26 protein-coding genes are annotated in these 26,129 nt (G+C 69.2%); 5 read left to right on the top strand and 21 right to left on the bottom strand.

Annotation, left to right across the window (positions count from 1 at the left end):
- Positions 1–6: 6 nt before the first annotated feature.
- The 5 genes from VGB75_13955 to glgC all read right to left on the bottom strand — a co-directional run bounded on the left by VGB75_13955 (position 7) and on the right by glgC (position 5,219).
- Positions 7–1,176, bottom strand: coding sequence for an FAD-dependent oxidoreductase (locus VGB75_13955; GenBank protein HEY0168142.1), 1,170 nt, complete (start codon positions 1,174–1,176; stop codon positions 7–9).
- 37 nt (positions 1,177–1,213) lie between these two features.
- Positions 1,214–1,978: an amino acid ABC transporter ATP-binding protein gene (locus tag VGB75_13950; GenBank protein ID HEY0168141.1), complete on the bottom strand. Its 765-nt coding sequence runs from the start codon at positions 1,976–1,978 to the stop codon at positions 1,214–1,216.
- Positions 1,975–2,931, bottom strand: a complete 957-nt coding sequence (locus tag VGB75_13945) for an amino acid ABC transporter permease (protein ID HEY0168140.1) — start codon at positions 2,929–2,931, stop codon at positions 1,975–1,977. The genes VGB75_13950 and VGB75_13945 overlap by 4 nt, the downstream gene beginning before the upstream one ends.
- A 3-nt stretch (positions 2,932–2,934) precedes the next feature.
- Entirely contained in the window at positions 2,935–3,834 is a 900-nt protein-coding gene (locus tag VGB75_13940; protein HEY0168139.1) for an ABC transporter substrate-binding protein, read from the bottom strand.
- A 164-nt stretch (positions 3,835–3,998) separates the two neighbouring features.
- The gene (gene glgC / locus VGB75_13935; protein HEY0168138.1) at positions 3,999–5,219 is read right to left on the bottom strand and encodes a glucose-1-phosphate adenylyltransferase; all 1,221 of its coding nucleotides are present in this window, start codon (positions 5,217–5,219) and stop codon (positions 3,999–4,001) included.
- Positions 5,220–5,297: 78 nt separating this feature from the next.
- Here glgC and glgA point away from each other — a divergent pair, with 78 nt between their 5' ends.
- Positions 5,298–6,467, top strand: coding sequence for a glycogen synthase (gene glgA / locus VGB75_13930; GenBank protein ID HEY0168137.1), 1,170 nt, complete (start codon positions 5,298–5,300; stop codon positions 6,465–6,467).
- A gap of 19 nt (positions 6,468–6,486) precedes the next feature.
- On the opposite strand, the gene VGB75_13925 is transcribed toward glgA, so the two are convergent.
- Both VGB75_13925 and VGB75_13920 read right to left on the bottom strand, forming a co-directional pair.
- Entirely contained in the window at positions 6,487–7,986 is a 1,500-nt protein-coding gene (locus tag VGB75_13925; GenBank protein HEY0168136.1) for a leucyl aminopeptidase family protein, read from the bottom strand.
- Positions 7,987–8,187: 201 nt separating this feature from the next.
- A complete protein-coding gene (locus VGB75_13920; protein HEY0168135.1) occupies positions 8,188–8,355 on the bottom strand; it encodes a DUF3117 domain-containing protein in 168 nt (55 codons plus the stop codon).
- A gap of 152 nt (positions 8,356–8,507) precedes the next feature.
- Between VGB75_13920 and VGB75_13915 the strand changes: the two genes are divergently transcribed.
- Entirely contained in the window at positions 8,508–9,296 is a 789-nt protein-coding gene (locus VGB75_13915; GenBank protein ID HEY0168134.1) for an enoyl-CoA hydratase-related protein, read from the top strand.
- Positions 9,297–9,328: 32 nt separating this feature from the next.
- Here VGB75_13915 and VGB75_13910 read toward each other — a convergent pair whose 3' ends face one another.
- The 5 genes from VGB75_13910 to dapE all read right to left on the bottom strand — a co-directional run bounded on the left by VGB75_13910 (position 9,329) and on the right by dapE (position 13,015).
- The gene (locus VGB75_13910; protein ID HEY0168133.1) at positions 9,329–9,916 is read right to left on the bottom strand and encodes a DNA-3-methyladenine glycosylase I; all 588 of its coding nucleotides are present in this window, start codon (positions 9,914–9,916) and stop codon (positions 9,329–9,331) included.
- The gene (locus VGB75_13905) at positions 9,913–10,392 is read right to left on the bottom strand and encodes a hypothetical protein (protein ID HEY0168132.1); all 480 of its coding nucleotides are present in this window, start codon (positions 10,390–10,392) and stop codon (positions 9,913–9,915) included. Before VGB75_13905 ends, VGB75_13910 begins: the two co-directional genes overlap by 4 nt.
- Positions 10,393–10,473: 81 nt before the next feature.
- Positions 10,474–11,004, bottom strand: coding sequence for a TIGR00730 family Rossman fold protein (locus VGB75_13900; protein ID HEY0168131.1), 531 nt, complete (start codon positions 11,002–11,004; stop codon positions 10,474–10,476).
- A gap of 46 nt (positions 11,005–11,050) precedes the next feature.
- Positions 11,051–11,881, bottom strand: a complete 831-nt coding sequence (locus VGB75_13895; protein HEY0168130.1) for a TIGR00730 family Rossman fold protein — start codon at positions 11,879–11,881, stop codon at positions 11,051–11,053.
- Positions 11,882–11,890: 9 nt separating this feature from the next.
- Entirely contained in the window at positions 11,891–13,015 is a 1,125-nt protein-coding gene (gene dapE / locus VGB75_13890) for a succinyl-diaminopimelate desuccinylase (GenBank protein ID HEY0168129.1), read from the bottom strand.
- Positions 13,016–13,069: 54 nt separating this feature from the next.
- Between dapE and dapD the strand changes: the two genes are divergently transcribed.
- Both dapD and VGB75_13880 read left to right on the top strand, forming a co-directional pair.
- Entirely contained in the window at positions 13,070–14,032 is a 963-nt protein-coding gene (gene dapD / locus VGB75_13885) for a 2,3,4,5-tetrahydropyridine-2,6-dicarboxylate N-succinyltransferase (GenBank protein HEY0168128.1), read from the top strand.
- Positions 14,033–14,063: 31 nt separating this feature from the next.
- The gene (locus VGB75_13880; protein ID HEY0168127.1) at positions 14,064–14,879 is read left to right on the top strand and encodes a hypothetical protein; all 816 of its coding nucleotides are present in this window, start codon (positions 14,064–14,066) and stop codon (positions 14,877–14,879) included.
- 28 nt (positions 14,880–14,907) lie between these two features.
- Here VGB75_13880 and fdxA read toward each other — a convergent pair whose 3' ends face one another.
- Positions 14,908–15,234 carry a ferredoxin gene (fdxA, locus tag VGB75_13875; protein HEY0168126.1) on the bottom strand — a complete coding sequence of 109 codons (327 nt, stop codon included), beginning with the start codon at positions 15,232–15,234 and terminating at the stop codon, positions 14,908–14,910.
- Positions 15,235–15,310: 76 nt separating this feature from the next.
- Here fdxA and VGB75_13870 point away from each other — a divergent pair, with 76 nt between their 5' ends.
- Positions 15,311–16,246: a GNAT family N-acetyltransferase gene (locus VGB75_13870; protein HEY0168125.1), complete on the top strand. Its 936-nt coding sequence runs from the start codon at positions 15,311–15,313 to the stop codon at positions 16,244–16,246.
- Here the strand turns inward: VGB75_13870 and VGB75_13865 are convergent.
- The 8 genes from VGB75_13865 to VGB75_13830 all read right to left on the bottom strand — a co-directional run bounded on the left by VGB75_13865 (position 16,197) and on the right by VGB75_13830 (position 26,118).
- Positions 16,197–16,688: a hypothetical protein gene (locus tag VGB75_13865; protein HEY0168124.1), complete on the bottom strand. Its 492-nt coding sequence runs from the start codon at positions 16,686–16,688 to the stop codon at positions 16,197–16,199. The genes VGB75_13870 and VGB75_13865 overlap by 50 nt on opposite strands.
- Before the next feature lie 96 nt (positions 16,689–16,784).
- On the bottom strand, positions 16,785–17,756 hold the full coding sequence (gene mshB / locus VGB75_13860) for an N-acetyl-1-D-myo-inositol-2-amino-2-deoxy-alpha-D-glucopyranoside deacetylase (GenBank protein HEY0168123.1): 972 nt from the start codon (positions 17,754–17,756) through the stop codon (positions 16,785–16,787).
- 54 nt (positions 17,757–17,810) lie between these two features.
- Positions 17,811–18,953, bottom strand: coding sequence for a dipeptide ABC transporter ATP-binding protein (locus VGB75_13855; GenBank protein HEY0168122.1), 1,143 nt, complete (start codon positions 18,951–18,953; stop codon positions 17,811–17,813).
- A 24-nt stretch (positions 18,954–18,977) separates the two neighbouring features.
- Complete coding sequence (locus VGB75_13850; GenBank protein HEY0168121.1) at positions 18,978–20,054, bottom strand: ABC transporter ATP-binding protein; 1,077 nt, start codon at positions 20,052–20,054, stop codon at positions 18,978–18,980.
- Between the two features lie 18 nt (positions 20,055–20,072).
- Positions 20,073–21,080, bottom strand: coding sequence for an ABC transporter permease (locus tag VGB75_13845; GenBank protein HEY0168120.1), 1,008 nt, complete (start codon positions 21,078–21,080; stop codon positions 20,073–20,075).
- Positions 21,081–21,175: 95 nt separating this feature from the next.
- Positions 21,176–22,984 (bottom strand): ABC transporter substrate-binding protein, encoded by a 1,809-nt coding sequence (locus VGB75_13840; protein ID HEY0168119.1) that lies wholly within the window; start codon positions 22,982–22,984, stop codon positions 21,176–21,178.
- 121 nt (positions 22,985–23,105) lie between these two features.
- Positions 23,106–24,104 carry an ABC transporter permease gene (locus VGB75_13835; protein ID HEY0168118.1) on the bottom strand — a complete coding sequence of 333 codons (999 nt, stop codon included), beginning with the start codon at positions 24,102–24,104 and terminating at the stop codon, positions 23,106–23,108.
- Positions 24,105–24,426: 322 nt separating this feature from the next.
- Positions 24,427–26,118 (bottom strand): ABC transporter family substrate-binding protein, encoded by a 1,692-nt coding sequence (locus tag VGB75_13830; protein ID HEY0168117.1) that lies wholly within the window; start codon positions 26,116–26,118, stop codon positions 24,427–24,429.
- Positions 26,119–26,129: the final 11 nt, after the last annotated feature.

The following is a 26,129-nucleotide window of genomic DNA, read 5'->3' as shown; positions in this document are numbered from 1 at the left end:
AGCGTCTCAGCTGCTGAAGCAGGCCGGCGGCGGAACGCCGTCCAGGCCCAGCGCCACCGCCGCCCGGGCGGCGACCGGCCCGACGAGGTTGCCGGTGCCGTTGTAGCCACCGCAGGCGATGACTCCGGGTCGGGCCTCGGTCACCAGCGGGCGGGCGTCTTCGGTGTAGCCGACCGAGGCGGCCCACCGGTGGCTGACCCGGACCGGGGCGCCGGCGAACCGGGCCGCGGCCTGCTCGATCCAGGCCTGCACCCCGGCTGTCGGGCTCGTCCGCGTCGTCCACTCCTGATCGAGGAACCGGTCCCGGCCACCGCCGACGAACAGCCGGCCGGCCTGGTCCTGCTGGGCGTAGTCATAACCCCACCGGCCGTACACCGGGCAGGGCAACCGCCCCGGCGCCACCGGCTCGGTGGCCAGCATCTGCAGCCGCGCGGTCCGCACCCGGCCGGCCAGCTCGGGCAGCAGCACCTCCAGCCGGCCGTCGACGGCGACCACCACCAACCCCGCTGACACCGCGCCGGCGGCGGTCTGCACCCGGCCGGCGCTGATCGCGGTGACCGGGCTGTTCTCGAACAGCCGGGCTCGGCCGGGATCGCCGCCGTACAGCGTGGCCAGCCCCAACGCCCGGCGGGCCGGGTTCATCGCCGCGTCGTCGGGCAGGAACAACCCGGCGCCGAGTTCGCCGTCATAGCGGCGCACCGCGATGCCGTGCTCGCGCAGCACCTCGTGCTGCTCGTGGCAATCGGCCAGCTCCGCCTGCCGGTCAGCCTCTTCGAGCTCGTCCGCCGGCTCGCCCGGCAACCCGGCGATCCGCAGCGAACCGACCTGGCGGACCACCTCCGGACCCAGCAGCCGGGCCAGCTCGGCGATCTCGTCGAGGGTCTGGCGGTAGAGCTCCAGGGCGGCGGCCAGGCCCCAGCCGGCGCCGGCGTGGTGAACGCTGATGGCCGGGCCGCCGAGCAGGAACCCGCCGTTGCGCCCGGCCGCGCCCGCGGCCACCCGGCCGGCGTCCACGCCCACCACCGACAGCCCCCGGCGCAGCACCTCGCCGACCGCGGCCAACCCGCTGCCGCCGAGCCCCACCACGCACACGTCGGCCCGCAGGTCACCGCTCAGCGCCGGCAGTCCCGGCCAGCCGGCGACCCCGGGGTCAGCGTCCCAACCCACCTCGCTCATGGACGCAAAGCCCGGCCCAACCGGCGGGCAGGCGTGCTCACAGCACCTTGGACAGGAACGCCTTGGTCCGGTCGTGCTGCGGATTGGCCAGCACCTCGCGGGGGTTGCCCGACTCGACCACGACTCCAGCGTCCATGAACACCAGCTGGTCGGCGACCTCCCGGGCGAAGCCCATCTCGTGGGTGACCACGATCATGGTCATGCCGCCGCGGGCCAGCTCCTTCATCACGTCCAGGACCTCGCCGACCAGCTCCGGGTCCAGCGCCGAGGTCGGCTCGTCGAACAGCATGAGCTTCGGGTCCATCGCCAGCGCCCGGGCGATGGCGACCCGTTGCTGCTGCCCGCCGGACAGCTGGGCGGGGTAGGCCTTCTCCTTCTCCGAGAGCCCGACCTGGGCCAGCAACTCCCGAGCCCGCTCGACGGCCACCGCCTTCTTCTGCTTCTTCACCCGGATCGGCGCCTCGGTGATGTTCTCCAGCGCCGTCAGGTGCGGAAAGAGGTTGAACCGCTGAAAGACCATTCCGATGTCGCGGCGCTGACGGGCCGCGTCCCTGGCCGGCATCTCATGCAGCTTGCCGCCGCGTTCGTGGTAGCCGACCAGCTCACCGTCGACCCAGAGCCGGCCGGCAGTGACCTGCTCCAGGTGGTTGATGCAGCGCAGAAAGGTGGACTTGCCCGAGCCCGACGGCCCGACCAGGCACATCACCTCGCCCCGCTCGACGGTCAAGGAGATGCCCTTGAGCACCTGCAGCGCGCCGAAGGACTTGCACACCGACTCGCTGCGCACCATGGGCCGGCTCATCCGAGGCGCCCGTGCTGGTCGCCGACGCCCTGGGCGTTGGCCAGCGCTTGCAGTTGCCTGACCGACATCTTGCGCGAGGCCCCCCGGGCGAAGTGACGCTCCAGATAGAACTGACCGACCATCAGGATCGAGGTGAAGAACAGGTACCAGATCGAGGCCACCAGCAGCATCGGGATCGGGTTGAAGGTCTCCACCGACAGGTCGCGGGTGCGGCTGTAGAGCTCCTTGGTGTAGGGCACCGCGGTGACCAGCGAGGTGGTCTTGAGCATCGAGATCAGCTCGTTGCCGGTCGGCGGGATGATCACCCGCATCGCCTGCGGCAGCACGATCCGCCTCGTCGACTGCCCCCACGACATGCCCAACGCCCGGGCTGCCTCGTCCTGCCCCTCGTCCACGCTGGTGATGCCGGCCCGGACGATCTCGGCCATGTAGGCCGCCTCGTTGAGAGCCAGCCCGATCACGGCCAGCCAGTAGTAGGTGAAGAAGCTCTGGGTCTGGACGTGGGCGAACTGGTGCACGAACGGGATGCCGAGGTCGATCTCGGGGTAGATGACGACCAACAGCCCCCAGAACACCAGCTGCACGTACACCGGGGTGCCCCGGAAGACCCAGAGATAGCCGAAGCTCACCCACTTCAGGATCGGGTTCGGCGACAGCCGCATCACCGCGAGCACGACTCCGAGCAGGATCGCGAAGAACATCGCCAGCGCGGTCAGCGACAGCGTGATCATCGCCGCCTGGCTGACCCGCTCGTCGAACAGGTACTGCCCGACGGTCGACCAGTCATAGGCCGAGTTGGTCGCCGCGCCGTAGAGGAACAGGCCCAGCAGCAGGACCACCAGCACGGCCGCGACCCACCGGCCCGGTCGCCGCAGCGGCACCGCCTGGATCAACTCAGGGCTGCTCCCAGCGGCGCCGGCGGCCTTCCCGGCGTCAGGGTGTGAGACAGACACGGCTCAGCTCTGGGCGCCGTTGACGGTCGCCTGTGTGAGACCACCGGCGCCGACCCCCCACTTGTCCAGGACCTGCTTGTAGGTGCCGTCGTCGATCATCGACTGGACGGCCTTCTGCAGCGCCTGCTTCAGGGTGCCGGCGTCCTTGGCCACCACGAAGCCGTACGGCGCGGCGCCGTAGATCTCGCCGGCCAACGCCAGCTTGCCGTTGGACTGCTTGACCGCGTACTGGGTGATCGGCGAGTCGGCGGCGAAGGCCTCGGCCTGGCCGAGGATCACTGCCTGGTTCACCGCGTCCTGGCTGTCGATCTTGACGATCGTGATCGCCTTCTTGCCCGCCGCGGTGCAGGCCTTGCTCCTGGCCGGCAGGTCGTCGGTCTCCTGGGTGGTGCTGGTCTGCACGGCGATCTTCATGCCACAGGCGTTGTCCGGGTCGACGGTCTTGCCCGCCGGTGCGGCCCACTGGGTGCCGGCGCTGTAGTAGTTGACGAAGTCGACCTGGGCCTCGCGGGTCTTGTTGTCGGTGAAGGAGGACATCCCGATGTTGAACTTGCCGCCCTTGACCGAGGGGATGATGTTGTCGAAGCCAGACTCCTGCAGGACCGGCGTCACGCCGAGCTTGGTCGCCATCGCGTTGAGCAGGTCGACCTCCCAGCCGACGATCTTGCCGGACGGGTCCTTGTACTCGTTCGGCGCGTAGGGCACGTTGATGCCGACGATGAGCTTGCCCGAGGACTTGAGCGAGGCAGGCAGCAGATCTGCCGCGGCCTGGTCCTTGCTGACGGCGCCGACAGTCGCCGACGTGGTCGGCGTGCTGGACTTGGGCTCATTCTTCGCGCACCCGGCCAGGGCCAGCGAGCCGGTGACGGCGAGTCCGGCGAAGACGACGATGGAACGACGCATTCTCACTTCTCTCTTCGATACGCATTCACGGGCATGGTTGGCGCGACTCTAAGGCAGCGCTCTGGCACGCCAGAGGGAACCCTCTGCTACGAAACTCAAACGTGACCGGGCTCGCGTCATTTATCGTCTAAGCCGGTTTTGCCGCCGGCTCAGGCGCTCCGCATTCAGAAGCCCGCCCGCTCAGCCTTGCCGAGCACCACCACGCCGCTTTCGGACACGTGGTAACGGCTGCGGTCGGATTCGAGGTCGACACCGATGTGGGCGCCGGGAGCGATCACCACGTTCTTGTCCAGGATCGCCCGGCGCACCACGGCACCCTCGCCGATCACCACGTTGTCCATGATCACCGACCCCTCGACGTAGGCGCCGTTGCGGATCTTGACGTTGGGCGACACCACGCTGCTGCGCACCGTGGAGCCGGAGATGATCGCCCCGGCGCCGACGATCGACTCCTGGGCCAGGCCGCCGTCGACGAACTTGGCCGGCGGCAACTGCTCGTGAAAGGTGTAGATCGGCCAGGCCGAGTTGTAGAGGTTGAAGATCGGGTGGACGCTGACCAGGTCCATGTTCGCGTCGTAGTAGGCGTCCATGGTCCCGACGTCGCGCCAGTAGCCGCGGTCGCGCTCCTCCGAGCCCGGGATGTCGTTGTCGTCGAAGTCATAGACCGACGCCCGGCCGCGTTCGACCATCCACGGCATGATCGAGCCGCCCATGTCGTGCACCGAGGTCGGGTCCTCGGCGTCGGCCCGCAGCGCCTCGACCAGCGCCTCGGTGGTGAAGATGTAGTTGCCCATCGAGGCGTAGCTGACGTCGGGGTCGTTGGGCAGGCCCGGCGGGTCGGCCGGCTTCTCCAGGAACTGCAGCACCTTGCCGTTGACGTCGGCGTCGATCACGCCGAACTGGTCGGCCTGGTCGCGCGGCACCCGGATGCCGGCCACGGTGACCCCGCAGCCGGAGTCGATGTGCCGCTCCAGCATCTGCTTGGGATCCATCCGGTACACGTGGTCGGCGCCGAACACCGCGATGTGCGTGGGCTTGTCGTCGGTGATCAGGTTCATCGACTGCAGGATCGCGTCGGCGCTGCCGGTGTACCAGCGCGGGCCCAGCCGCTGCTGAGCCGGCACCGGAGTCACGTAGTTACCGAGTAACTGCGACATCCGCCAGGTCTGGGTGATGTGCCGGTCCAGCGAGTGCGACTTGTACTGGGTCAACACGCAGATCCGCAGGAAGCCCGCGTTCACCATGTTGGACAGCACGAAGTCGACCAGCCGGTAATTACCCCCGAAGGGCACTGCCGGCTTTGCCCGGTCCGCGGTGAGGGGCCACAGCCGCTTTCCCTCACCACCAGCCAGGACGATGCCGAGTACCCGGACGCCAGCAGCCATATCGTCACCCTAGCGGGATTGACAGCCGTGTCACACCTGCTGTTCCGGGGGGCTGTCCGCGGCGATAGCGTGCTAAGCATGCGCGCAGCACTGATCAGCCGGGAGTACCCGCCCGAGGTCTACGGCGGGGCAGGGGTCCACATCGAGTTCCTGGCGCGCGAGTTGCGCAAGCTGATCGAGGTGGAGGTGCACTGCTTCGGCGCCGAGCGCGACGAGCCCGGCGTGCACGCCTATCGGACGCCGCCCGGCCTGGCCGCGGCCAACCCGGCGCTGGCCACCCTGGGCGTCGACCTCGAGATCGCGGCGGGTCTGATGTCTGACGGCGCGCCAGTCGCGGACCTGGTGCACTCGCACACCTGGTACGCCAACCTCGCCGGTCACCTGGCCTCGATGATGTACGACATCCCCCACGTGGTGACCGCGCACTCGCTGGAGCCGCTGCGGCCGTGGAAGGCCGAGCAGCTCGGCGGCGGTTACCGCATCTCATCCTGGGCCGAGCGCAGCGCCTATGAAGCGGCCGCGGCGGTGGTGGCGGTCAGCAACGGGATGCGCGCTGACATCCTCGCCGCCTACCCCGCGCTGGAGTCCTCACGGGTGCACGTGATCCCGAACGGAATCGACACCGAGCTCTACGCGCCGGTGCCCGCGCGCGACGTGCTACGGCACTACGGGCTGGACCCCGACCGCCCGATCGCGCTGTTCGTCGGCCGGATCACCCGGCAGAAGGGCGTCGGGCATCTGGTCGCGGCCGCCGCCGACTTCACCCCGGGCGTGCAGCTCGCGCTGTGCGCCGGCGCCCCGGACACCCCTGAGCTCGCCGCCGAGATCACCGAGGCCGTCCACCGGTTGCAGGCCGGCCGCAAGGGCGTCGTCTGGATCCAGGAGATGCTGCCGCGCGAGCAACTGCTGCAACTGCTCAGCGCCGCCGACCTGTTCCTGTGCCCGTCGATCTACGAGCCGCAGGGCATCGTCAACCTCGAGGCGATGGCGTGCGAGACCGCGGTGGTGGCCTCCCGGGTCGGCGGCATCCCCGACGTGGTGGTCGAGGGCGAGACCGGCCTGCTGGTGGACTACGCCGCGGACCCGAAGGAGTTCGAGGCCGGCTTCGCCGCGGCCGTCAACGAGCTGCTCGCCGACTCAGGGCGGTTGCAGTCGATGGGACTGGCCGGCCGGGAGCGCGCGGTCACCCAGTACGGCTGGGACGCCATCGCCGCCCGCACGGTGCGGTTGTACCAGTCGTTGCGCTGAGCTCCTCGGCTGGCCTGGCTCAGCCGGGTGAGCCGGCCGCGGTCCCTAAGCCGGCCATGGTGTCTGAGCCGGCCATGGTGTCCAGGTAGTGAGCCAGCAGCCGGGCGCCGAACCCGGTGGCGCCGTGGGACAGCACCGGCCCGTCAGCGGCGGCCCTCGCCGGCCCGGCGATGTCCAGGTGCGCCCAGGCGACGTCACCGACGAACGGCTGCAGGAACAGCGCCGCCGTGATCGCCCCCGGGGTGCCGGGATCGTTGCGCGCGTCGGCCACCGGGGACTCCAGCTGCTTGACGTAGTGATGCTCCAGCGGCATCCGCCAGATCGGCTCTCCGGAGTCCGCGCTGGCCTGTTCCAGCTGGGCGGCGAGGGCGTCGTCGTTGGCGAAGTAGGCGCCGATCTCCATTCCGAGCGCCACTCTGGCGGCGCCGGTCAGGGTGGCGACGTCGATCAGCACGTCCGGCTTGAGCCGCTTGACCGCATAACCGAGCGCGTCGGCCAGGATCAACCGGCCCTCGGCGTCGGTGTTGCCGACCTCGGTGGTGCGTCCACCGAAGTGGGTGATCACGTCCGAAGGCCGCGTCGCGGTCCCCGACACGGCGTTCTCGGCGGCCGGCACCAGGACGGTCACCGAGATCGCCAGCTTGCGCATCGCCGCGTACTGGACCGCGGCGAGCACCGCCGCTCCCCCGCACATGTCGGTGTGCATGGTGCGCATGCCGTCGCCCAGTTTGAGGTTCAGGCCGCCGGTGTCGAAGGTGATCCCCTTGCCGACGAGCACCACGTGCGGCAACCGGGCGGCGCCGCTCTTTCGCCGCGGCCGGTAGGTCACCTCGATCAGTCGCGGGCCGGCTGCCGAGCCGCCGCCGACGGCGAGAACGCCGCCGAAGCCCTGCGCGGTCAACCACGCCTCGTCGTGCACGCTCACCTTGCAGCCGGCGGGGGTCAGCTGCTGCTCGGCCAGCTCGCCCATCCGGGCGGGGGTCAGTTCGTTGGGCGGGGCGTTGCCCAGGTCGCGAGCCCAACCGGCGGCGTCAGCGGCCTCGTCACCGGCGTCCAGGCCGGCCCGGTCCAGCGTGCCGACCAGATTCAGCTGATGCAGGGCGTCCTCTGCGTCGGAGGCCTTGCTGTACTGGTAGCCGCCGAGCACCAGCCCCTCAGCCAGCGCCCGGCTCTGCCGCCGGCTCGGGGCGTGGATGGCCACCGCCACGCTGCGCGACTCGGGCAGTCGCTCGATCCGCCGGCCCAGCGCGACCGCCGCCACCCGCAGGTCTTCGGGGCTGGCGTCACCGAGGCCGACGATCAGGACGGTGGCCGGGACCGCCCCGGGCAGGGTCACCGTGTGCAAGGCGCCGGCCTCAGCGTCGGGCTCCTCGGCCGAGACGTACAGCGCGCAGGCCTCGGCGGCGGCCACCGGCAGCACCTCGGTGGAAATCTCCTCCAGCTGCAGCTCTGATCCGATCAAGCCGAGGGCCACCACGTCAGCAGCCGTGTGACGCTCGGGTATCTGCAGCAGGATCACAGCGGACCTTCTTCAAGCTCAGGACTGGCGCGAGAGTCACGCGCCAGCCGACAGACGGGCTTACCGGGTGTTCGGGCTTGCGGGGTGTTCGGGCTTGCGGGGTGTTCGGGCCTGCAGGGTGTTCGGCGAGGCATAGCGCGGCCCCAGCCACGGCCCGTGCGGGTGTGCGCACAGGACTGGACTGGGGCCGATAGGCGCCCGCTAACCTACGGCCGCTGACAACGCCTGTGACAGCGCGCTTGCCTCATCAGCAGAAAGCTCGACGACGAGACGACCGCCGCCTTCCAGCGGGACGCGCATCACCAAGCCACGACCCTCCTTGGTGACTTCCAGCGGACCATCACCCGTCCGCGGCTTCATCGCCGCCATCCGTGCCTCCTATGCGATAAGAACTGCACCATCACGTCAGCCGATCAGCGTTCGACCGGGCAGTGTGCTCCCATTGTCTCGCATCGCCGGTGATGCGACCAAAGCGGCCCGGTTCAAAGCCGCGCCGGGCACCGATGTCCTAGGCTGCTGCCATGGCTGACGTGCTGCTGATCGACCGCGCCGACGGTGTGGCGACCCTGACGATGAACCGCCCCGAGTCGATGAACTCGCTGTCGACCGAGCTCAAGGACGCGCTGGTCCAAGCGCTGGCAGATGTCGGAACAGACGACACCGTGCGGGCCGTGGTGCTGACCGGGAGCGGTCGCGGATTCTGCGTCGGCCAGGACCTCAGTGAGCACATCCAGCTGCTGGAGGCCGGAGACCCGGCTCCGCTGCGCACCGTGGTGGAGCACTACAACCCGATCGCGCTGTCACTGGCTCAGATGCCCAAGCCGGTCATCGCGGCAGTGAACGGCACGGCCGCCGGCGCCGGCGCCTCGTTCAGCTTCGCCTGCGACTTCCGCATCGTCGCCGAAGAGGCCAAGTTCCTGCTGGCCTTCGCCAATGTCGGGCTGGCCCTAGACAGCGGCGCCTCCTGGACGCTGCCCCGGCTGATCGGCGCGGGCCGGGCCCTGGAGCTGGCCCTGCTGGCACAGCCCATCACCGCCGAGACGGCTCAGCGCTACGGGCTGGTGACCCAGCTGGTGCCCGCTGAGCAGGTGCTGCCCACCGCCCAGGAGCTGGCCGCCCGGCTGGCTGCCGGGCCGACCGTGGCCTACGCCGGCATCAAGAACGCCATCCACCACGCCGCGACAGCCACGCTGGAGCAGGCGCTGGAGAACGAGGCCATCCTGCAGACCGCCGCCGGCGCCACTGCCGATCACCGGGCGGCCGTGGCGGCCTTCGTCAAGAAGGAGAAGCCGGTCTTCCGCGGTCGCTGAGCCCGCGAGCCGCACGGCTGGGGCCCGATTCCTCAGGTGGTCGCTCGCCAGCAGTAGGCCACGTGGTCATCGACCATGCCGGTGGCCTGCATCAGCGCGTAGGCGGTGGTCGGCCCGACGAAGGCGAACCCGCGTCGCTTGAGCTCCTTGGCCATCGCCTTGGACTCCGGCGTCCACGCCAGCACGTCGGTGAGCAACGCCGGACGCTGATGCTCGGCCGGGGCGAAGGACCACAGCAGCTCGGTCAGGCCCTCGGGGACGCTGTCGAGAATGGCCCGGGCGTTGTTCATCGCCGCGTCGACCTTGGCCCGGTTGCGGACGATGCCCGCGTCGGCCAGCAGCCGCTGCCGGTCGGCCTCGCCGAAACCGGCCACGGTGGTGATGTCGAAGCCGGCGAAGGCGGCGCGGAAGTTCTCGCGCTTGCGCAGGATCGTCAGCCAGGACAGCCCGGACTGGAACGCCTCCAGGGTCATCCGCTCGAACAGCGCGTTGTCACCGCGCACCGGCACGCCCCACTCGGTGTCGTGATAGATCGCGTAGTCCGGCGTGCTGTCGCCCCACTCGCACCGGCGTAAGCCGGCCGCGCCCGGGTCACCGTCGATCCGGTGAGGTTCGGTCATTCGGGCCCTTGCGAGCGCTCGGGTTCGGGGCGGTCCTCTACGGGTCGGGCCTCGACCGGTCGCGACTCGGGTCGGACGCCTACGGGTCGGGCCTCGACAGGTCGCGATTCAGGCCGGGCCTCGACGGGTCGGGCCTCGACGGGCCGCGACTCGGGCTGGGCCTCGACGGCCGGCCGGCCGGCGCCGCCGGCGGCCTGGGAGCGCAGCCGGGCGATCTCCTCATCGCGCACCACGATCTCGGCGGCCAGCCGGTCGATCAGGTCGTCGGTCTCGGCGAAGCGGTAGCCGCGCACCCCGACCGGGATGCGCACCCGATCCAGGTCGGATCGAACCATCCGCCGGTCGGCCGGCAGCTCGAAGGGCCGGTTGTCACGCTGCGGGGGCAGTGACAGCCCGCGGGGCAGCAGCGCCACCACGCCGTAGAACAGCAGCGCCGCCACCACCAGGGCCAGCAACAGGTAGCCGAGCAGCAACATGGTCAAATCCTGGCACGCCGGGCTGACAACCGTCGACACGCCCCTGGCGCCGCGGCGCCCGGGCCACCGGGCGTCGCGCGCTCAGATCAGCGCGAAGGCCGCGTCCACCCGACTCACCCGGTGCAGCCGCTGCCAGGCGGCCGGACGGACGAAGCCGCGCTCGGTCATCGATTCGAGGAACTGCCAGAGCGGGGCGTAGAAGCCGTCCGGGTCCAGCACGATCACCGGTTTCGGATGCATGCCCAGCGAGCCCGCCGTCCAGACCTCGAAGAACTCCTCCAGGGTGCCGATGCCTCCGGGCAGCACCAGGAAGGCGTCGGCGTGGGCGTCCATCAGTGCCTTGCGCTCGCGCATGGTGTCGACCACCAGCAACTCGTCGGAGTCGGTGTCGGCCACCTCGTAGTCGACCAGGTGCTGCGGAATGACTCCCAACGTGCGAGCGCCGTGCGCCCGCGCCTGGGCGGCCACCTGGCCCATCATCGAGACCCGGCCACCGCCTGAGACCAGCCGGTGCCCGCCGTCGCCGATCCGGGCGCCCACCTCGGCCGCCAGCCGCAGGTAGGACTGGTCGATGCCGTCGGCGGAGGCGCAGAAGACGCAGATCGAGGCCATCGGCTACCGCGGCCCGGCGGCTGGGCCCATAGCGCCGCCGGAGCCGCTACTGGGCATCGCCTGCGCCGGCAGAGCGCGACTCGGCGTGCGCGGCGTCCTCGGTCAGCTCCTGCGCCGAGCGGTGCGCGTCGGCCTCGACGATGATCGACACCGCCTCCTCGACGTCGGAGGTGACCCGGATCAGCTCCAGGTCCGCGGCCCCGATCTTGGCCTCGGGCAGCATCGTGCCCCTGATCCAGTCCAGCAGCCCGGACCAGTACTGCTCGCCGAACAGGATCACCGGAAACCGGGTCACCTTGCGGGTCTGCACCAGGGTCAGCGCCTCGAACAGCTCGTCCAGGGTGCCGAACCCGCCCGGCAGGATCACGAACGCCTGCGCGTACTTGACGAACATCGTCTTGCGCGCGAAGAAGTACCGGAAGGTCAGCCCGATGTCGACCCAGTCGTTGAGCCGCTGCTCGAAGGGCAGCTCGATGCCCAGGCCCACCGAGGTGCCGCCGGCCTCGGAGGCGCCGCGGTTGGCGGCCTCCATGGCGCCCGGGCCGCCGCCGGTGATCACCGCGTAGCCGGCCCGGCTCAGCGCCGCGCCCAGCTGCCGGGCCTGCTGGTACTCCGGGTGCTCGGCGTCGGTGCGGGCCGAGCCGAACACCGAGACCGCCGGTCCGAGCTCGGCGAGCAGGCCGAAGCCCTCGACGAACTCAGACTGGATGCGCAGCACCCGCCACGGGTCGGTGTGCAGCCAGTCGGTCGGTCCGCCGGAGTCCAACAGCCGCTGGTCGGTGGTCGCGGCGTCGGCCTCGACCTGGCGGCGTCGGAACACCACCGGTCCGCGGTGCCGCTCGGCCGGCAGCTTGCCCTCAGGACGTCCATTGGTCATGGCGTCACCCTAGTTCGTGGCCGCGGCAGGCGGACCGCCCAGAAAGCCCACCAGCAGTCGCTCGCAGCGCTCCAGCTGCGCCAGCTCCACCGACTCATCGGCCCGGTGCGCGAGGTTGGGGTCACCGGGGCTGAAGTTCAGCGCCGGAATGCCCAGCGCGCTGAACCGGGCGACGTCGGTCCAGCCGAGCTTGGCGGCCACCTCGCCGCCCAACGCGGCCACCGCCCGCCGCGCCAGTGGCTGGTCCAGCCCTGGGCGGGCGGCCGGCGCCGAGTCCAGCACGCTCAGCTCGAAGCCCTCGAACACCGAACGCAGGTGCTGCTCGGCCTCGGCTTCGGACCGGTCCGGCGCGAAACGGTAGTTGACGGTTACCAGGCAGCTGTCCGGGATCACGTTGCTGGCCACCCCGCCCTCGATGAGCACCGCGTTCAGCCCCTCCCGGTAGGTCAGCCCCTCGACCTCGACCTCCCGGGCGCGGTAGTCGGCCAGCCGCTGCAGGATCGGCGTCACCAGGTGAATGGCGTTGACTCCCAGCCAGGACCGCGCGCTGTGCGCCCGCCGGCCGGCGGTGCTCAGCTGGACGCGCATGGTGCCCTGGCAGCCGCCTTCGACGGTCCCGTTCGTCGGCTCCAGCAGGATGGCCAGGTCGGCTTGCAGCAGCTCCGGGTGCTCGGCGGCGACCCGGTTCAAGCCGTTGCGGGCAGCCGCCACCTCCTCGCAGTCATAGAACAGCCAGGTCAGGTCGACGGCCGGCTCCAGCGCCCCGACGCCGACGAGTTCGAGCACCCGCAGCTGCAGCGCCACGCCGGACTTCATATCCGAGGCGCCGCAGCCGTGCAGCCTGCCCTCGGCCAGCCGCGAGGGCAGGTTGCCCGCGATCGGCACCGTGTCCAGGTGCCCGGCCAGCACCACCCGCTCGGCAAGCCCCAGCTCGGTCCGCACGATCACCACATTGCCCAGCCGCAGCACCGACAGCCGGTCATGGCGGCGGACCGCGGCCTCCACCGCGTCGGCGATCCGGGCCTCGTCACCGGACACCGACTCGATGTCGACCAGGTCGGCGGTGAGCTGGGCCGCCGTCCGGCTCAGTTCCAAGACGGCGGGCCCGGGTGGCTGGATCGGAGTTGTCGTCACGGCCAGCAGGTTAGTCGCCAGGAAGGATCGGTGAAGGTTGACTAGGGTGTCGGCGTGACCCCCAGCTCTGAGAGCCAGCTCAGCGACCCCTCCGACACCGGCCTCGCCCACGGCTTCGGCCTGGCCAGCATCGCCGCCGACGGCGCCGTCCTCGACGTCTACTACCCCAGCCCGGCCCTCGGGCCTGCGGCGCCTGACGCAGTCGCCCCCGCCGAGCTGTCGGCGTTGACCGGGGTCGACGAGCTGCGCGGGGTGCGGACGGAGGTGCTGTCCAGGGTGCTGGAACTGGCGGCCGAGCCGGTTGACGCGGCCGACGTCTACCTGCGCCTGCACCTGCTCTCGCACCGCCTGGTCGCCCCCCACGGGGTGAACCTCAGCGGTGTCTTCGGGGTGCTGAACAACGTGGTGTGGACCAACCACGGGCCGTGCGCGGTCGCCGGCTTCGAGCAGGTGCGGACCAGGCTGCGCGCCCGCGGCCCGGTCACCGTCTACGGCGTCGACAAGTTCCCGCGGATGGTGGACTACGTCGTGCCCGCCGGAGTGCGGATCGCCGACGCCGACCGGGTGCGCCTGGGCGCGCACCTGGCCGCCGGCACCACCGTGATGCACGAAGGCTTCGTCAACTACAACGCCGGCACGCTCGGCGCCTCGATGGTCGAAGGCCGGATCTCGGCCGGGGTGGTCGTCGGGGACGGCTCGGACGTCGGCGGCGGCGCCTCGATCATGGGCACCCTGTCCGGCGGCGGCAAGGAGGTGGTCTCGGTCGGCCGGCGCTGCCTGATCGGGGCCAACGCCGGCATCGGGATCTCCCTGGGCGACGACTGCGTGGTGGCCGCCGGAACCTATGTCACGGCCGGCTCCAAAGTGGTGCTGCCGGACGGAACTGTTCGCAAGGCCGCGGAGTTGTCTGGGCAGGCCGGGCTGCAGTTCTGGCAGAACACGGTGACAGGGGCCCTGGAGGTGCGCCAGCGCACCGGCGCCGGGGTCGCGCTGAACACCGACCTGCACGCCAACTGAGCCGGGGACGAGATCGGACGGGACGTAAGCGGTGGCGGGTCGAACGCGGCGCGGCGGCATCGCCCTGCTGGTGGTGGTGATCGTGCTGGGCGCGTTGGCCTTCGGCGCCCGGACGCTCTGGCGAGCCGCTCAGTCGGTGGTCAAGCCTGACGGCTGCGACGTGGGCAGCTACTTCCTGGAGCTGGAGCAGGCCCAGGTCGCCTCGGCCATCGTCGGGGTGGTGCTCAAGCGTGAGTTGCCCAAACGCGCGGCGGTGCTGACCATCGGCGGCGCCTTGCAGGAGTCCAAGCTGCGCAACATCCCGGCCGGGCAGGGTGACCGCGATTCGGTGGGCATCCTGCAGCAACGGCCCTCACAGGGCTGGGGCACCGCTGAGCAGATCGCCGACGTCCGCTACGCGACCGGGAAATTCCTGGACGCTTTGGTGCGGGTGCCTGGCTGGCAGGACGGCTCGCTGGCCACCGTGGTGCAGACCGTGCAGATCTCGGCCGACGGCTCGGCCTACGCCCGGCACGAGGACCAGGCGCAGGCGATCACCGACGCGCTGGTCGGCGACACCCCGGCCGGGGTGTCATGCCGCTTCGACAAGCCCGACCGCTCGGCGAAGCCCGCCGCTGTCGCGGCCGCGCTGACTCGCGACCTCCCGGTCAGCGCCCCCACGGTGGCGGGCAAGACCGTCACCGTCACCGACGCCGGGTGGGCCACCGTGGCATGGTTCGTCTGCAACGCCGACCGGCTGGGCGTGGAGTCGGTGCGCCACGAGGGCAAGCGGTGGAGCTATTCCGAGGGCTGGAAGGACGACGCCGCGGCGAGCGGCTCAGCCGTGGTCGCCACGCTGGCGCACTGAGGCGCCGCCGCGGCTGCGGCCAGCGGTCCTAGTGGTCGCCGGCCTGAGGTGGCAGAGCCATGATGAAGGCCGGGTCCGCTGCGGTCTTGCCGACCTTGGACGCGCCGCCCGGCGAGCCGAGCTCGTCGAAGAAGTCGACATTGGCCTGGGTGTACTGACGCCACTTCTCGGGCACGTCGTCCTCGTAGAAGATCGCCTCGACCGGGCACACCGGCTCGCACGCGCCGCAGTCGACGCACTCGTCCGGATGGATGTAGAGCATCCGGCTGCCTTCATAGATGCAGTCGACCGGGCATTCTTCGATGCACGCCTTGTCCAGCACATCAACGCAGGGTTCGGCGATCACGTAGGTCACTGGAGGGTCCTCCCGGTACGGGTTAGCGCTGGTCCAAAGGGGTGCATCGTCACCACCGGTGCATAGTATGCCGGTCATGCTGTCTACCGAGCTCGTGGGGCGGCGGATTGTCCTGCGTTATCGGCGTCATGACGGAATACTCCCCCCGCTTTCAGACGTGGTCGGCGAGTTGACGTCCCTGACGCCCACCACCGCCGTCGTGGCAGGCCCGAACGGCCCGGTCACCGTTGATCGAGCCGCGATCGTGGCCGCCCGGCCGGTGGCCCCGCACCGGCGCCAGATCCTGGAGCTCGAACGCATCGCGCGCCGGGGCTGGCGAGCGGCTGAGGTGGAGGAGTTTGACGGCTGGCTGCTGCACGCCGACCAGGGTTGGACCAGCCGGGCGAACTCGGTGCTGCCGCTGACCACCCCACGCCGGCCGCTTTCGGAGCTGCTGGCCGCGGCGGACCGGTTCTACGCCGAGCGCGGGCTGCCGGTGCAGATCCAGTTGCCGCTGCCGGCGCGGGGGCTGCTCGACGCCGAGCTGGCGGGCCGGTGCTGGAGTCTGCGACGGCCTGCGGTGATGCTGAGCTCGCCGATCAGCGGCTTGCCCGAGGTCCTGGTCAGCGACGAGCCGGTGCGGCTGGACCCGGTCCCGTCCACGGCCTGGCTGGACGGTTATCACCATCGCGGCGACCCGCTGCCCGAGCACGCGGTGCGGCTGCTGACCCGCCACGACCAGGTCCGGTTCGCCTCGCTCAGCCGGAACGGCTCGGTGGTCGGGGTCGCCCGGGCGACGGTGGACGAAGGCTGGCTGGGGGTGAGCGCCGTCGAGGTGGCCGCCGGCCACCGCCGCTCGGGCGTGGCCAGCACGCTGATGCGGGCACTGGCGGACTGGGGCCGCGGCCAGGCAGCGACCCGGTGCTATCTGCAGGTCGAGGCCGACAACTCAGGGGCGCTGGCGTTCTACCAGCGGTTGGGCTTCATCTCCCACCATCGTTATCACTACCGGATCGCGCCAGCCGCGAGCTGAGCCAGCGACCGGTCCAGGCCCCGGGCCGGTTGGCCAGCCAGATGGTGGCCAGGCCGGCAAGCGTGCCCAAGCCGAGCAGCGAGTACGAGGTGATCGCCGTGTCGCCGGCCGGCAGCAGCACGTCACCCTCCGGTGTGGCGCTGGCCAGCAGGAAGGTGGTCACCAACCAGCCGGCCACCGGCGGCACCGCGGACACCATCGTGTCGGTCAGGCCGCGTGAGATCGCCGGCAACGCCACGTTGCTGAGCACCGCCAGCGCCGGCGCCAACGGGATCAGCGTCTGCCCGAGCCGGCTGGGCACCAGCAACACCTCGATGGTGGCGGTCATCGCGCCGGCCGCGGCGAACAGCAGGTATCCCAACGCCAGGAGGCCGGGGTGCGGCCGGGCTTGCGCCGAGCCAGTCGCGCCACCTGTCACGCCGACCCGGTCGCCGCGACTCACGCGGCGACCCGACATGCGGCGGCCCGGCTCACGCGGCGACCCCGGCTCATCCGGCGACCGGGCCGGAGGGCTCATCGAGGTCACGGCGAGCCCGGCTCATCCGGCGACCGGGCCCGAGGGCTCGTCGTGGTCTGCGGCGACCCCGGCGAAGAGGTCGGTCTCGCGGCCCTGGGCATCGCGCTGGCCGGCCGGGCTGCCATAGGCCAGCCGGAAGTACTCGGTGCTCATCGACACCTGGCCCAGGTTGTTCGACAGCGCGAAGAACGGCCCGCGCACCGTGACCTGGGTCCGATGGGCTGCCAGTGCCCGGAGCTTGGCGTCGGCCTGCTTCTCGGCGGCGACAGCGGTGGTGACCAGTTCGTCGTCGCAGACGAAAGACAGGTCCTCCGCCGAGTCGGCGGCGGCGAATCCGACCTCCGCGCCGGCCGCCCGCAAGGCCCGCAGCCCGGCGGCCATCTCCGACCGGGGCAGCGCCGTCCAGTACAGCTTCGAGAGCTGCCAGGTGGCTCCCCGGGCGGCGAAGCCAGGATCGGCGGCCGCGGCCGCCGCGGCGGTGGCAACCCGGTGGGCCATGATGTGGTCGGGATGGCCGTAGCCGCCGAAGTCGTCATAGGTGATCAGCACCTGCGGCCGCACCTGGCGGATCACCTCGACCAGCGCCGTGAGCGCCGCCGCGAACACCGTGGGGTCGGTGTCGGCTCGCCAGAACGCCCGGGGCTTGCCGTTGGCCGGATCCCCCATCATGCCGCTGTCACGAAAGCGGCCGGCGCCGCCCAGGAACCGGTGGTCTGTGACCCCCAGCTCAGCCATGGCGGCGGACAGCTCAGCGATGCGCCAGCCGCCGAGCTGGTCGGCATGACCGGCTGCCAGCAGTGCCAGCTCGGGCGTCAGCACCTCGCCCTCCTCGCCGAGAGTGCAGGTCACCAGCGTGACCTGCGCCCCTGACGCGGCGTAGTGGGCCATGGTGGCCCCGGTGGTGATGGTCTCGTCGTCGGGGTGAGCGTGCACCAGCAGCAACCGGCGAGCGGGCAGCCGCCGGTCGATGGACTGCTCGGACTCTTCGATCACCACTCCCAACCTAGCGACACCGCCCGGACCGGCTCAGCACCCGCCGGTCGCGCGTCAGAGCGCGGTGGCGCCGCCGGCCTCGGGCTGCTCGCCGGCGCTGATCCCCAGATCCTCGCCGGAGGCGATATCGGCCCGCGCCTCCGGGAAGTGGCAGGCCACGAACTGCATGGGCGCCTTGGCCTCCAGCGCCGGGACATCGGTGCGGCAGCGCTCCCGGTCGGTCTCGGACAGGACCGCGCGGTACTTGGGGCAGCGGGTGTGGAACACGCAGCCTGAGGGCGGGTTGATCGGGCTGGGCAGGTCGCCGACCAGCAGGATCCGCTCGCGCCGGCCCTCCTTCTTCGGGTCCGGCACCGGCACCGCCGACATCAGCGAGTGCGTGTACGGGTGCATCGGAGTGGAGTAGAGGGTGTCGCGCGGGGCCAGCTCCATGACCTTGCCCAGGTACATCACCGCGACCCGGTCAGCGATGTGGCGCACCACCGACAGATCGTGGGCGACGAAGATGTAGGCCAGCTTGTACTCGTTCTGCAGGTCCTCGAGCAGGTTGACCACCTGCGCCTGGATTGAGACGTCGAGTGCCGAGACCGGCTCGTCGCAGACGATCAGCTTCGGACGCAGGGCCACCGCCCGGGCGATGCCGATGCGTTGCCGCTGGCCGCCGGAGAACTCGTGCGGATAGCGGTTGTAGTGCTCGGGGTTCAGGCCGACCCGTTCCATCAGGCTCTGGACCTCGGCCTTGACGCCCCGCTCGGTCTTGGTTTTCTGGATCAGGAAGGGCGCCCCGACGATCGTGCCGATGGTGTGGCGGGGATTGAGCGAGGAGTAGGGGTCCTGAAAGATCATCTGGATGTCGGTCCGCAGAGTGCGCATCTCACCACGCTTGAGCTTGGCGATGTCGCGACCGCCGAAGTAGATCTCACCCGCCGTGGGGTCCAGCAGCTTGGTCACGACCCGGCCGGTGGTGGACTTGCCGCAGCCGGATTCGCCGACCAGGCCCAGCGTCTCACCAGCCCGAACCGCGAAAGACACCCCGTCCACGGCCTTGACCGCGCCGACCTGACGCTGGATCAAGATGCCCTGCTTGATCGGAAAGTGCTTGGTCAGGTTGTTGACCCGCAGTAGGGCGTCGGAGTCATCGGCCGCAGGCTCGAGAGGGCCGCCGGTCGCGGTGTCGGAACTGGTAGCTGTGCTCATGTGTTGTGAGGTCTCCTCGTCGGCTTACAGCGTGGGCTGAATCTCGTCGGCCCACAGCCGACGGCGCTCGTCCGGCTCGATGTGGCAGCGCAACGCGTGTCCCGGCGAGCCACCCGAGGTGGGCAGCAACTCCGGGCGGTCGGTGAAGCAGCGGCGGCCCGGCACGTGATCGGTGTATCCGCAGCGGGGGTTGAACACGCACCCCTTGGGCACCTGGATCAGCGAGGGCGGCTGGCCGGGAATCGGCTGCAGGCGCTCCTGCCGGGTGCGGTCCATCCGAGGCATCGAGGTCAGCAGGCCCCACGCGTAGGGCATCTCCGGCTCGTAGAACAAGTCGTTCACCGACCCGGTCTCCACGCACTGGCCGCCGTACATCACCACGACCTGGTCACAGGTCTCAGCCACCACCCCGAGGTCGTGGGTGATCAGGATGATCGCGGAGTTGAACTCCTTCTGCAGGTCCTTCATCAGATCCAGGATCTGGGCCTGCACCGTGACGTCCAGCGCGGTGGTCGGCTCGTCTGCGATCAGCAGTTTCGGATCGCACACCAGGGCCATCGCGATCATGGCCCGCTGCCGCATGCCGCCGGAGAACTGGTGCGGGTAGTCGCTGAAGCGCTTGTCGGGGTTGGGAATGCCCACCCGGTCGAGCATCTCGATGGTGCGCTTCTTCGCCAAGGCCTTGGACACCTTGTTGTGCACCAGGTAGGCCTCGGCGATCTGGGAGCCGACCCGGTAGAAGGGGTGCATCGCCGACAGCGGGTCCTGGAAGATCATCGCCATCTTGTCGCCGCGCAGCGAGCGCATCTGCTCCTCGGAGGCGCCTACCAACTCGGTGCCGTCCAGCCAGATCTCTCCGGTGACGCGGGCTTGCGATCCCTTGTGCAGCCCCAGGATCGCCTGCGAGGTGACCGACTTGCCGGAGCCGGACTCACCGACGATGCCCATGATCTCGCCGCGTCGGACGTCGAAGGACAGGCCGTCGACGCCCTTGACCAGGCCGTCCGCGGTGGGGAAGTGAACCCGGAGGTCGCGAACGGAGAGAAACGCGTCACCGACCCCGGGCTTTTCAAGTCGGACGGCAGCGGGCTGGGCAGTCACTGAGTGGGTCTCCGGTCTCTAGCTGTAACTCACGCGCGGATCGACGAAGGCGTAGCCGATGTCGACGAGGATGTTGGCCACCACGACAGCGAACGTGGCGACGATGGTCACCCCGAGGATCACCGGCAGATCCTGGCTGTTGATCGCCCGGATGCTGATCAGGCCGAGGCCGGGAAGGTTGAACACCGATTCGGTGATCACCGCGTTGCCGATGAGCTGGCCGAGGTCGAGGCCGAAGATCGTCACGATGGGGGTCAACGCAGCGCGCAGGCCGTGCTTGACGACCACGGTGCGCCGGGCCAGACCCTTGGCCCGGGCGGTGCGGATGTAGTCCTCGCTCATCGTCTCGAGCATGTTGGCCCGGGTCAGCCTGGCGTAGAGCGCGGCGAAGATGAAGGCCAGCGCGAGCCAGGGCAGGATCATCGACCGCAGCCACTGTTCAGGGTCGGAGGTGATCGAGGCGTAGTTGGTGTTGGGAAGCAGGGCCAGCTTGTACTTGAAGACCAGCAGCAGGATCGGCCCGGTGAAGAAGATCGGCAGCGACACCGCCGCCAGCGCCAGCGTCATCGCGCTGCGGTCGAACAACGATCCCCGCTTGAGGGCCGAGATCGAGCCGATGGTCAGGCCGCCGACCAGCCAGAGGACAGCAGCGCCGCCGGCGATGCTGAGCTCGACCGGCAAGGCCCTCATGATCATCGTGGTGACCGGCAGCTGTTGCCGGAAGGAGTAACCCAGGCAGGGGGCCGCGCACTCCACGGTCGCGCCGGTGTCATCTCCGAGGGTGCGGCCGAACAGGATGCCGCCGCCCCAGTTGAAGTACTGCTTCCAGAGCGGAAGGTCGAACCCGAAGCGATGTTCGATCAGCTTCTGGCCCGCCTCCGTGGGTGGGATCTTGCCGACGTAGAAGAGCGCGGGTGACACGTTGGCGATCTTGGGGCCCACCTGGAAGATGAAGAACGTGACGAAGCTCGTCACCAGGAGAACCAAGACGCCGCCGAGCGAACGGCGAATGATGTATCTGATCATCGTGTTTGCGTGTCCGTGGCCGGCCCGGATTCACCCGGGCCGGCCACAGACACTGCCACCTCTCTAGTCAGCTGAGGAACTCACCAGTACTGCGCTTACTTGCCGTCGTTGACACCGATGTTGACGAAGTCGTAGTACGAGCCAAGCGCGAAGTTGTTACGCACGTTGGTCAACCGCGGGTTGCGGTAGTACAGCGTCTTGTCGTAGATGAACGGCAGGTCGACAGCGTTGGCCATGACCTGAGCGTCGAGCTGCTTGAACAGGTCGTCGTGCCGGCCGGTGGTCTTTGACGCCTCAGCGAGCAGGGCGTCGATCTTCGGGTCCTTCAGCACGGTGTAGTTGCCACCACCGGGCGGGGCGTAGCTGGCCACGATCGAGGTCCAGAAGCCGCCACCGGTCGGGTAGTCAGCACCCCAGCCTGCCTGCGCCATGCCGATGCCGACGCTCTTGACCGTCTCGGGCTTGCCGATGTAGCCACCGTAGTAACCGGACTGAGCGTGCACAGCCGCGGCCAACTTGATGCCGACCCGGGCCAAGGCGGACTGGGCTGCGGTGAAGACCGCCGGGCCCTTGCCTGCGTTGACGTAGGCCATCTTGGTGCTGAAGCCGTTCGGCTTGCCGCACGCCGTCAGCTCTTCCTTGGCCTTGACGAGGTCACCGGTGTTGTCCGGGCCGGTGGGGTACGGGTTGGCCTTCGGGTCGTGACCGGGAACGGTCGGCTGCGCCATCGTGTGAGCGATGTCGCCACCGTATGTGCCACCACGGGCACGCTGAAGGTCGACCTTGTTGATCGCGTAGAAGATCGCCCGGCGGCAGTGGACGTCGGGGATCGTGGCCGGGAAGACCGAGAAGTAACGGACGTAGGAGGACACCGGGTTGTCGGCGTTCTTCTTCAGATCCGGGTTGTTGATGTTGTTGGTCTGGAACGCGGTCTGCACGCCACCGTCAGTCTGGGCGTCGGCGGTGCCGGCTTCCAGCTGCTTGTCGTTGTCATCGGCGTTGGTGCTGATGTTCAACGTGATCTTGTCGACGAGCGGGGTGCGGATCTTGTCCGTGGCCTGGTCGAACTGGTCGTTGCGGACCCAGACGATCTTCTGCTCCGGGGTGTAGGAGGAGAACTTGTACGGGCCGTTGGACAGCGGCTTGAGGGTGTACTTCGAGCCGGCGTTGGCGCCGTTCTCCGTCAGCGGAACCGGGGCAGAGGCCGGCAGCGACATCAGGAAGTCGAAGTCCGGAGTCGACGTCTGGAGCTTGAAGCTGATGGTGTTGTCGTCCGGGGTGGTGATGCTCGCCAGGTCCTTGCCCTTGTCCTTGTACGGACCGGCGTACTCCGGGTTGCCTTCCTTGTCGCACTTGGAGAGCAGGCACAGGTAGTAGGAGGCCGGACCAAAGCTGAAGAGGTCCGTCGCGAAGACGCGCTGGATGCCGTACTTGACCTGCTTGCTGGTGACGGGGGTGCCGTCTTCCCACTTGACGCCGGTCTTGAGCTTGTAGGTCCACTCGGTGAAGTCGGCGTTGTGCTCGCCGAGCCCAGCCGCCAGGTCAGGCTCGATCTTGACGTTGTTCGCGCCCGGCGTGGAGGCGTAACCCACCAGGGTCCGGGTGAACAGCCGCTGCATGTTCCAGCACCAGCCGTAGTAGGTGTTCGCCGGGTCCCATGAGTCACAGTCGCCGGTGGCGACCAGGTTCAGGCTGCCGCCCTTCTTGTCCGACATGTTGACAAAGCCGATGGTCGCCGCGTTGAACGCCGGCGCCAACGACTGGTTGCTGCCGTCGGCGTTACTGGCACTCGCTTGAGGCGACTTGTCGTCGCTGCTGCTGCCACCGCTTCCACACGCGGTCAGCACCATTGTCGCGGCGGCGGTCAGCCCGACCGCCGTCGCGACTTTTCTGTTTCGTTGCATTGGTTCTCTCACCCTCCTAGGCGATCGGAACTACCTGCCGGCCCAGACCGCGGCCGACCCGGCTGATGCCGGTTAAAACCCCCCGCTCGCACGAGGGCCACTTGGGTGTTGACGTCAAGGGTCAACGGGTCGACTTCGGGTCCAGCGCGTCGCGCAACCCGTCGCCGAAAAGATTGAAGGACAGCACGGTCAGGAACAGCGCCATACCGGGCCACACCAAGAACATCGGGTCATTCTGGAAGAAGATGCCGGCGGTGTTGAGCGTGTTGCCCCAGGACGGTGTCGGCGGCTGGACGCCGACGCCGAGGTAGGACAGACCGGCCTCACCCAGGATGTAGCTGGGAATGGTCAGCGTCACCCAGACCAGCACCGGGCCCATCAGGTTGGGCAGGATCTCGCGGGTGATGATCCGCCAGTCACTGGCGCCCAGGCTGCGGGCGGCGTCGACGAACTCCTTCTCGCGCAGTGACAGCACCTGGCCGCGCACGATCCGGGCCAGGTAGGCGAAGCCGAAGAAGCCCAGCACGAAGATCAGCACCGCGAAGTTCAGGGTCTGGCCCTTCATGCCCAGGAACGACGGTGACATGGCGAAGATCGACATCAACGCGATGGCGAACAGCAGGACCGGAAAGGCCAGCAGCACGTCGAGGAGCCGGGACACCACCGCGTCGACCGAACCGCGGTAGTAGCCGGAGACGATGCCCACGGTCAGGCCGATGAGCAGCGACACCGCCATGGCCGACACCGAGATCATCAGCGAGGTGCGCGCGCCGGCGATGAGGCGGGCCAGGATGTCCAGGCCGTCGACCGGCTGGATGCCCAGCCAGTGGTCGGCGGAGGCGCCGCTGAAGCGGCCGTACGGCATGGTCGTGTCGCCGCTGGTCAGGTTGGTGTTGCGCTCACTGGGCTGGTTGCCCAACAGGTTGTTGAGCTGGGAGGCGAAGACGGCCACCAGGGTGACGAGGATGATGCCGAAGCCGCCGGCCATGGCGACCTTGTCGTGCTTGAGCCGGCGCCAGGCGATCTGGCGCAGCGAGCGGCCCTGGATGGCCTGCTCGTCCGCTGGGGTCTCTAAGGAGGTAGCGGCGACTTCGAGCTCACCGGATTGGGGCATCGACATCGGGCGGCAGACCTCCTTCAAGTCGCGAGGCCTGCGGTTTGCAGATCTCGCCAGCCGGGAACGTTAGGCGTTCCGGATAACGCGCGAGCAACAAGTGCAACCCGTCGGACAGATCGTGACCTAAGGGTGACCCACGGTTGGGGACCTTAGCCGACTGCTCAGGGCCGTCACGGACCAAGGCGGAGGTCTGCGTCAATCGTTATCGCAGACCCCCGCCTGTGGGCCTGACTCGCGCGCGGCCGGGCCGGCGCGAGCCATGTACGCCTACTTCTGGTGTCGCTTCACTTCTGGTGTCGCTTCACTACTGGTGTCGCTGTGGGACTTACTTCTTGAAACCGATGTTCTCGTAGACCGGGTCGGCGAAGCCGAAGGACCCGAAGTTCACCAGGGTGGACTTCGTGGCGACCAGGCCCGGACGCTGGTAGAGCGGCACCGAGTGCCCGACCTTCCAGATCTCCTCGTCGATCTTGTAGGTCAGGTCGATGGCCTTCTGCGGGTCGAGCTCGGAGACGGCCTGCTTGTAGAGCGCGTCGATCTCCGGGCTACCGATCTTGGCGTAGTTCTGGTCGCCGGTGGAGGTGTAGATCGACTGTGCCGAGGACACCGGGAACGGGGTGCCGATCCAGCTGAAGATCGTCAGGTCGAACTTGCCCACCAGGACGTAGTCGGAGAAGAACGGATCCGAGGGCACCGACTTGATGGTGACCTTGATACCGGCGTTCTTCAGCGCCTTCTGCTGCAGGGCGGCCTCGTCGGCCGAGGTCTTGATGCCGTTCGGAATGACGAAGCTCAGGTTCAGCGGCTTGCCGCTCTTGGCGTAGATGCCGTCCGCGCCCTTGGTGAAGCCGGCCGACTCGAGCAGCGAGCCTGCCTTGGCGATGTCCTGCTTGCAGAACTCACCGCAGGTCGCCTTGTACTGCGCCTGGTTGTTCATCCAGATGTGGCTGTCCAGCACGGTGGCCGGCCAGTCGAGCGGGCTCAGCATGGTCTTGGCGTCACCGGCCCGGTCGATCGCCAGCTGCACGGCCTGGCGAACCTTGACGTCGGCCAGCGGGCCGCTGCTGCCGATGTCGATGTGGCGCCAGTTGGGACCGCCGGCCTTGTGGATGGTCACGCCGGGAGTCGCCTTGACGGTGGCGTAGGTCGCCACGCTGGAGGCGATGTCGACGAAGTCGATCTGGTCGGACTGCAGCGCCTTGGCCTCTGCGGCCTGGTCCAGGGCGATGAACTGCATCTTGTCAAGCTTCGGGGCCTTGCCCCACCACTTGTCATTGTGGACGAGGGTGATCGTCTTGGCGGTCTTGTCCAGCGAGCTGACCTTGAACGGGCCGCCCGAGACGGTCGGGCCGTTGACCCACGAGGTGTTGAACGACGCGGGGCTGGCGGTCAAGGGGGCCGGCAGCAAGGGGCTGAACAGGGCCTTCCAGTCCGGGTACGGGGTCTTGTAGACCACCTTGACGTCCTGGTCGGTCGCGCCCTTCTCTACGCTGGCGATCTGCTCCATGCCGTTGCTGGAGGCGATCTTGTAAGCCTTGTTGGTCGCGTTGGTGGCGGCCCAGAGGCCGGCGAACTCCTTGTAGGTGATGGGGGTGCCGTCGCTCCACACAGCCTTGGGGTTGATGTGGTACTCGATGGTCTGCGGGTTGGTCGAGGTCTGCTCGGCCTTGTCGACCACGTCGGTGTTCAGGATCGGCTTGCCGCCGGCGTCGAAGTGCCAGACGATCGGCAGGGTCGCGTCCATGAGGTCGTTGGTGTCGGCCTCGTTGCCGTCGAGGTGGCTGACGTTGAAGTTGGCGGGGTAGGAGTTGATCGGCCAGCGCAAGGTGCCGCCGGCGGGCACCTCGTCGTAGGGCATCGGGTTGATGTCGTTGAGGTTCGCAGCCGCTTGGGCCTTCTTGTCTGAGCCGTTGTTGTTGTTGCTATCGCCGCCCGAATCGTTCGAGCCGCCGCAGGCCGTTAGGGCGAGGGACGCCGCGACTACCGTCGCGAGCCCTACCTTGCCAAACACCCTCACACTGTCCTCCT

Origin of the sequence: Jatrophihabitans sp. (assembly GCA_036399055.1) — a bacterium.
GTDB lineage: Bacteria > Actinomycetota > Actinomycetes > Mycobacteriales > Jatrophihabitantaceae > Jatrophihabitans_A.
This window is presented reverse-complemented; position numbering and strand designations above follow the sequence as displayed.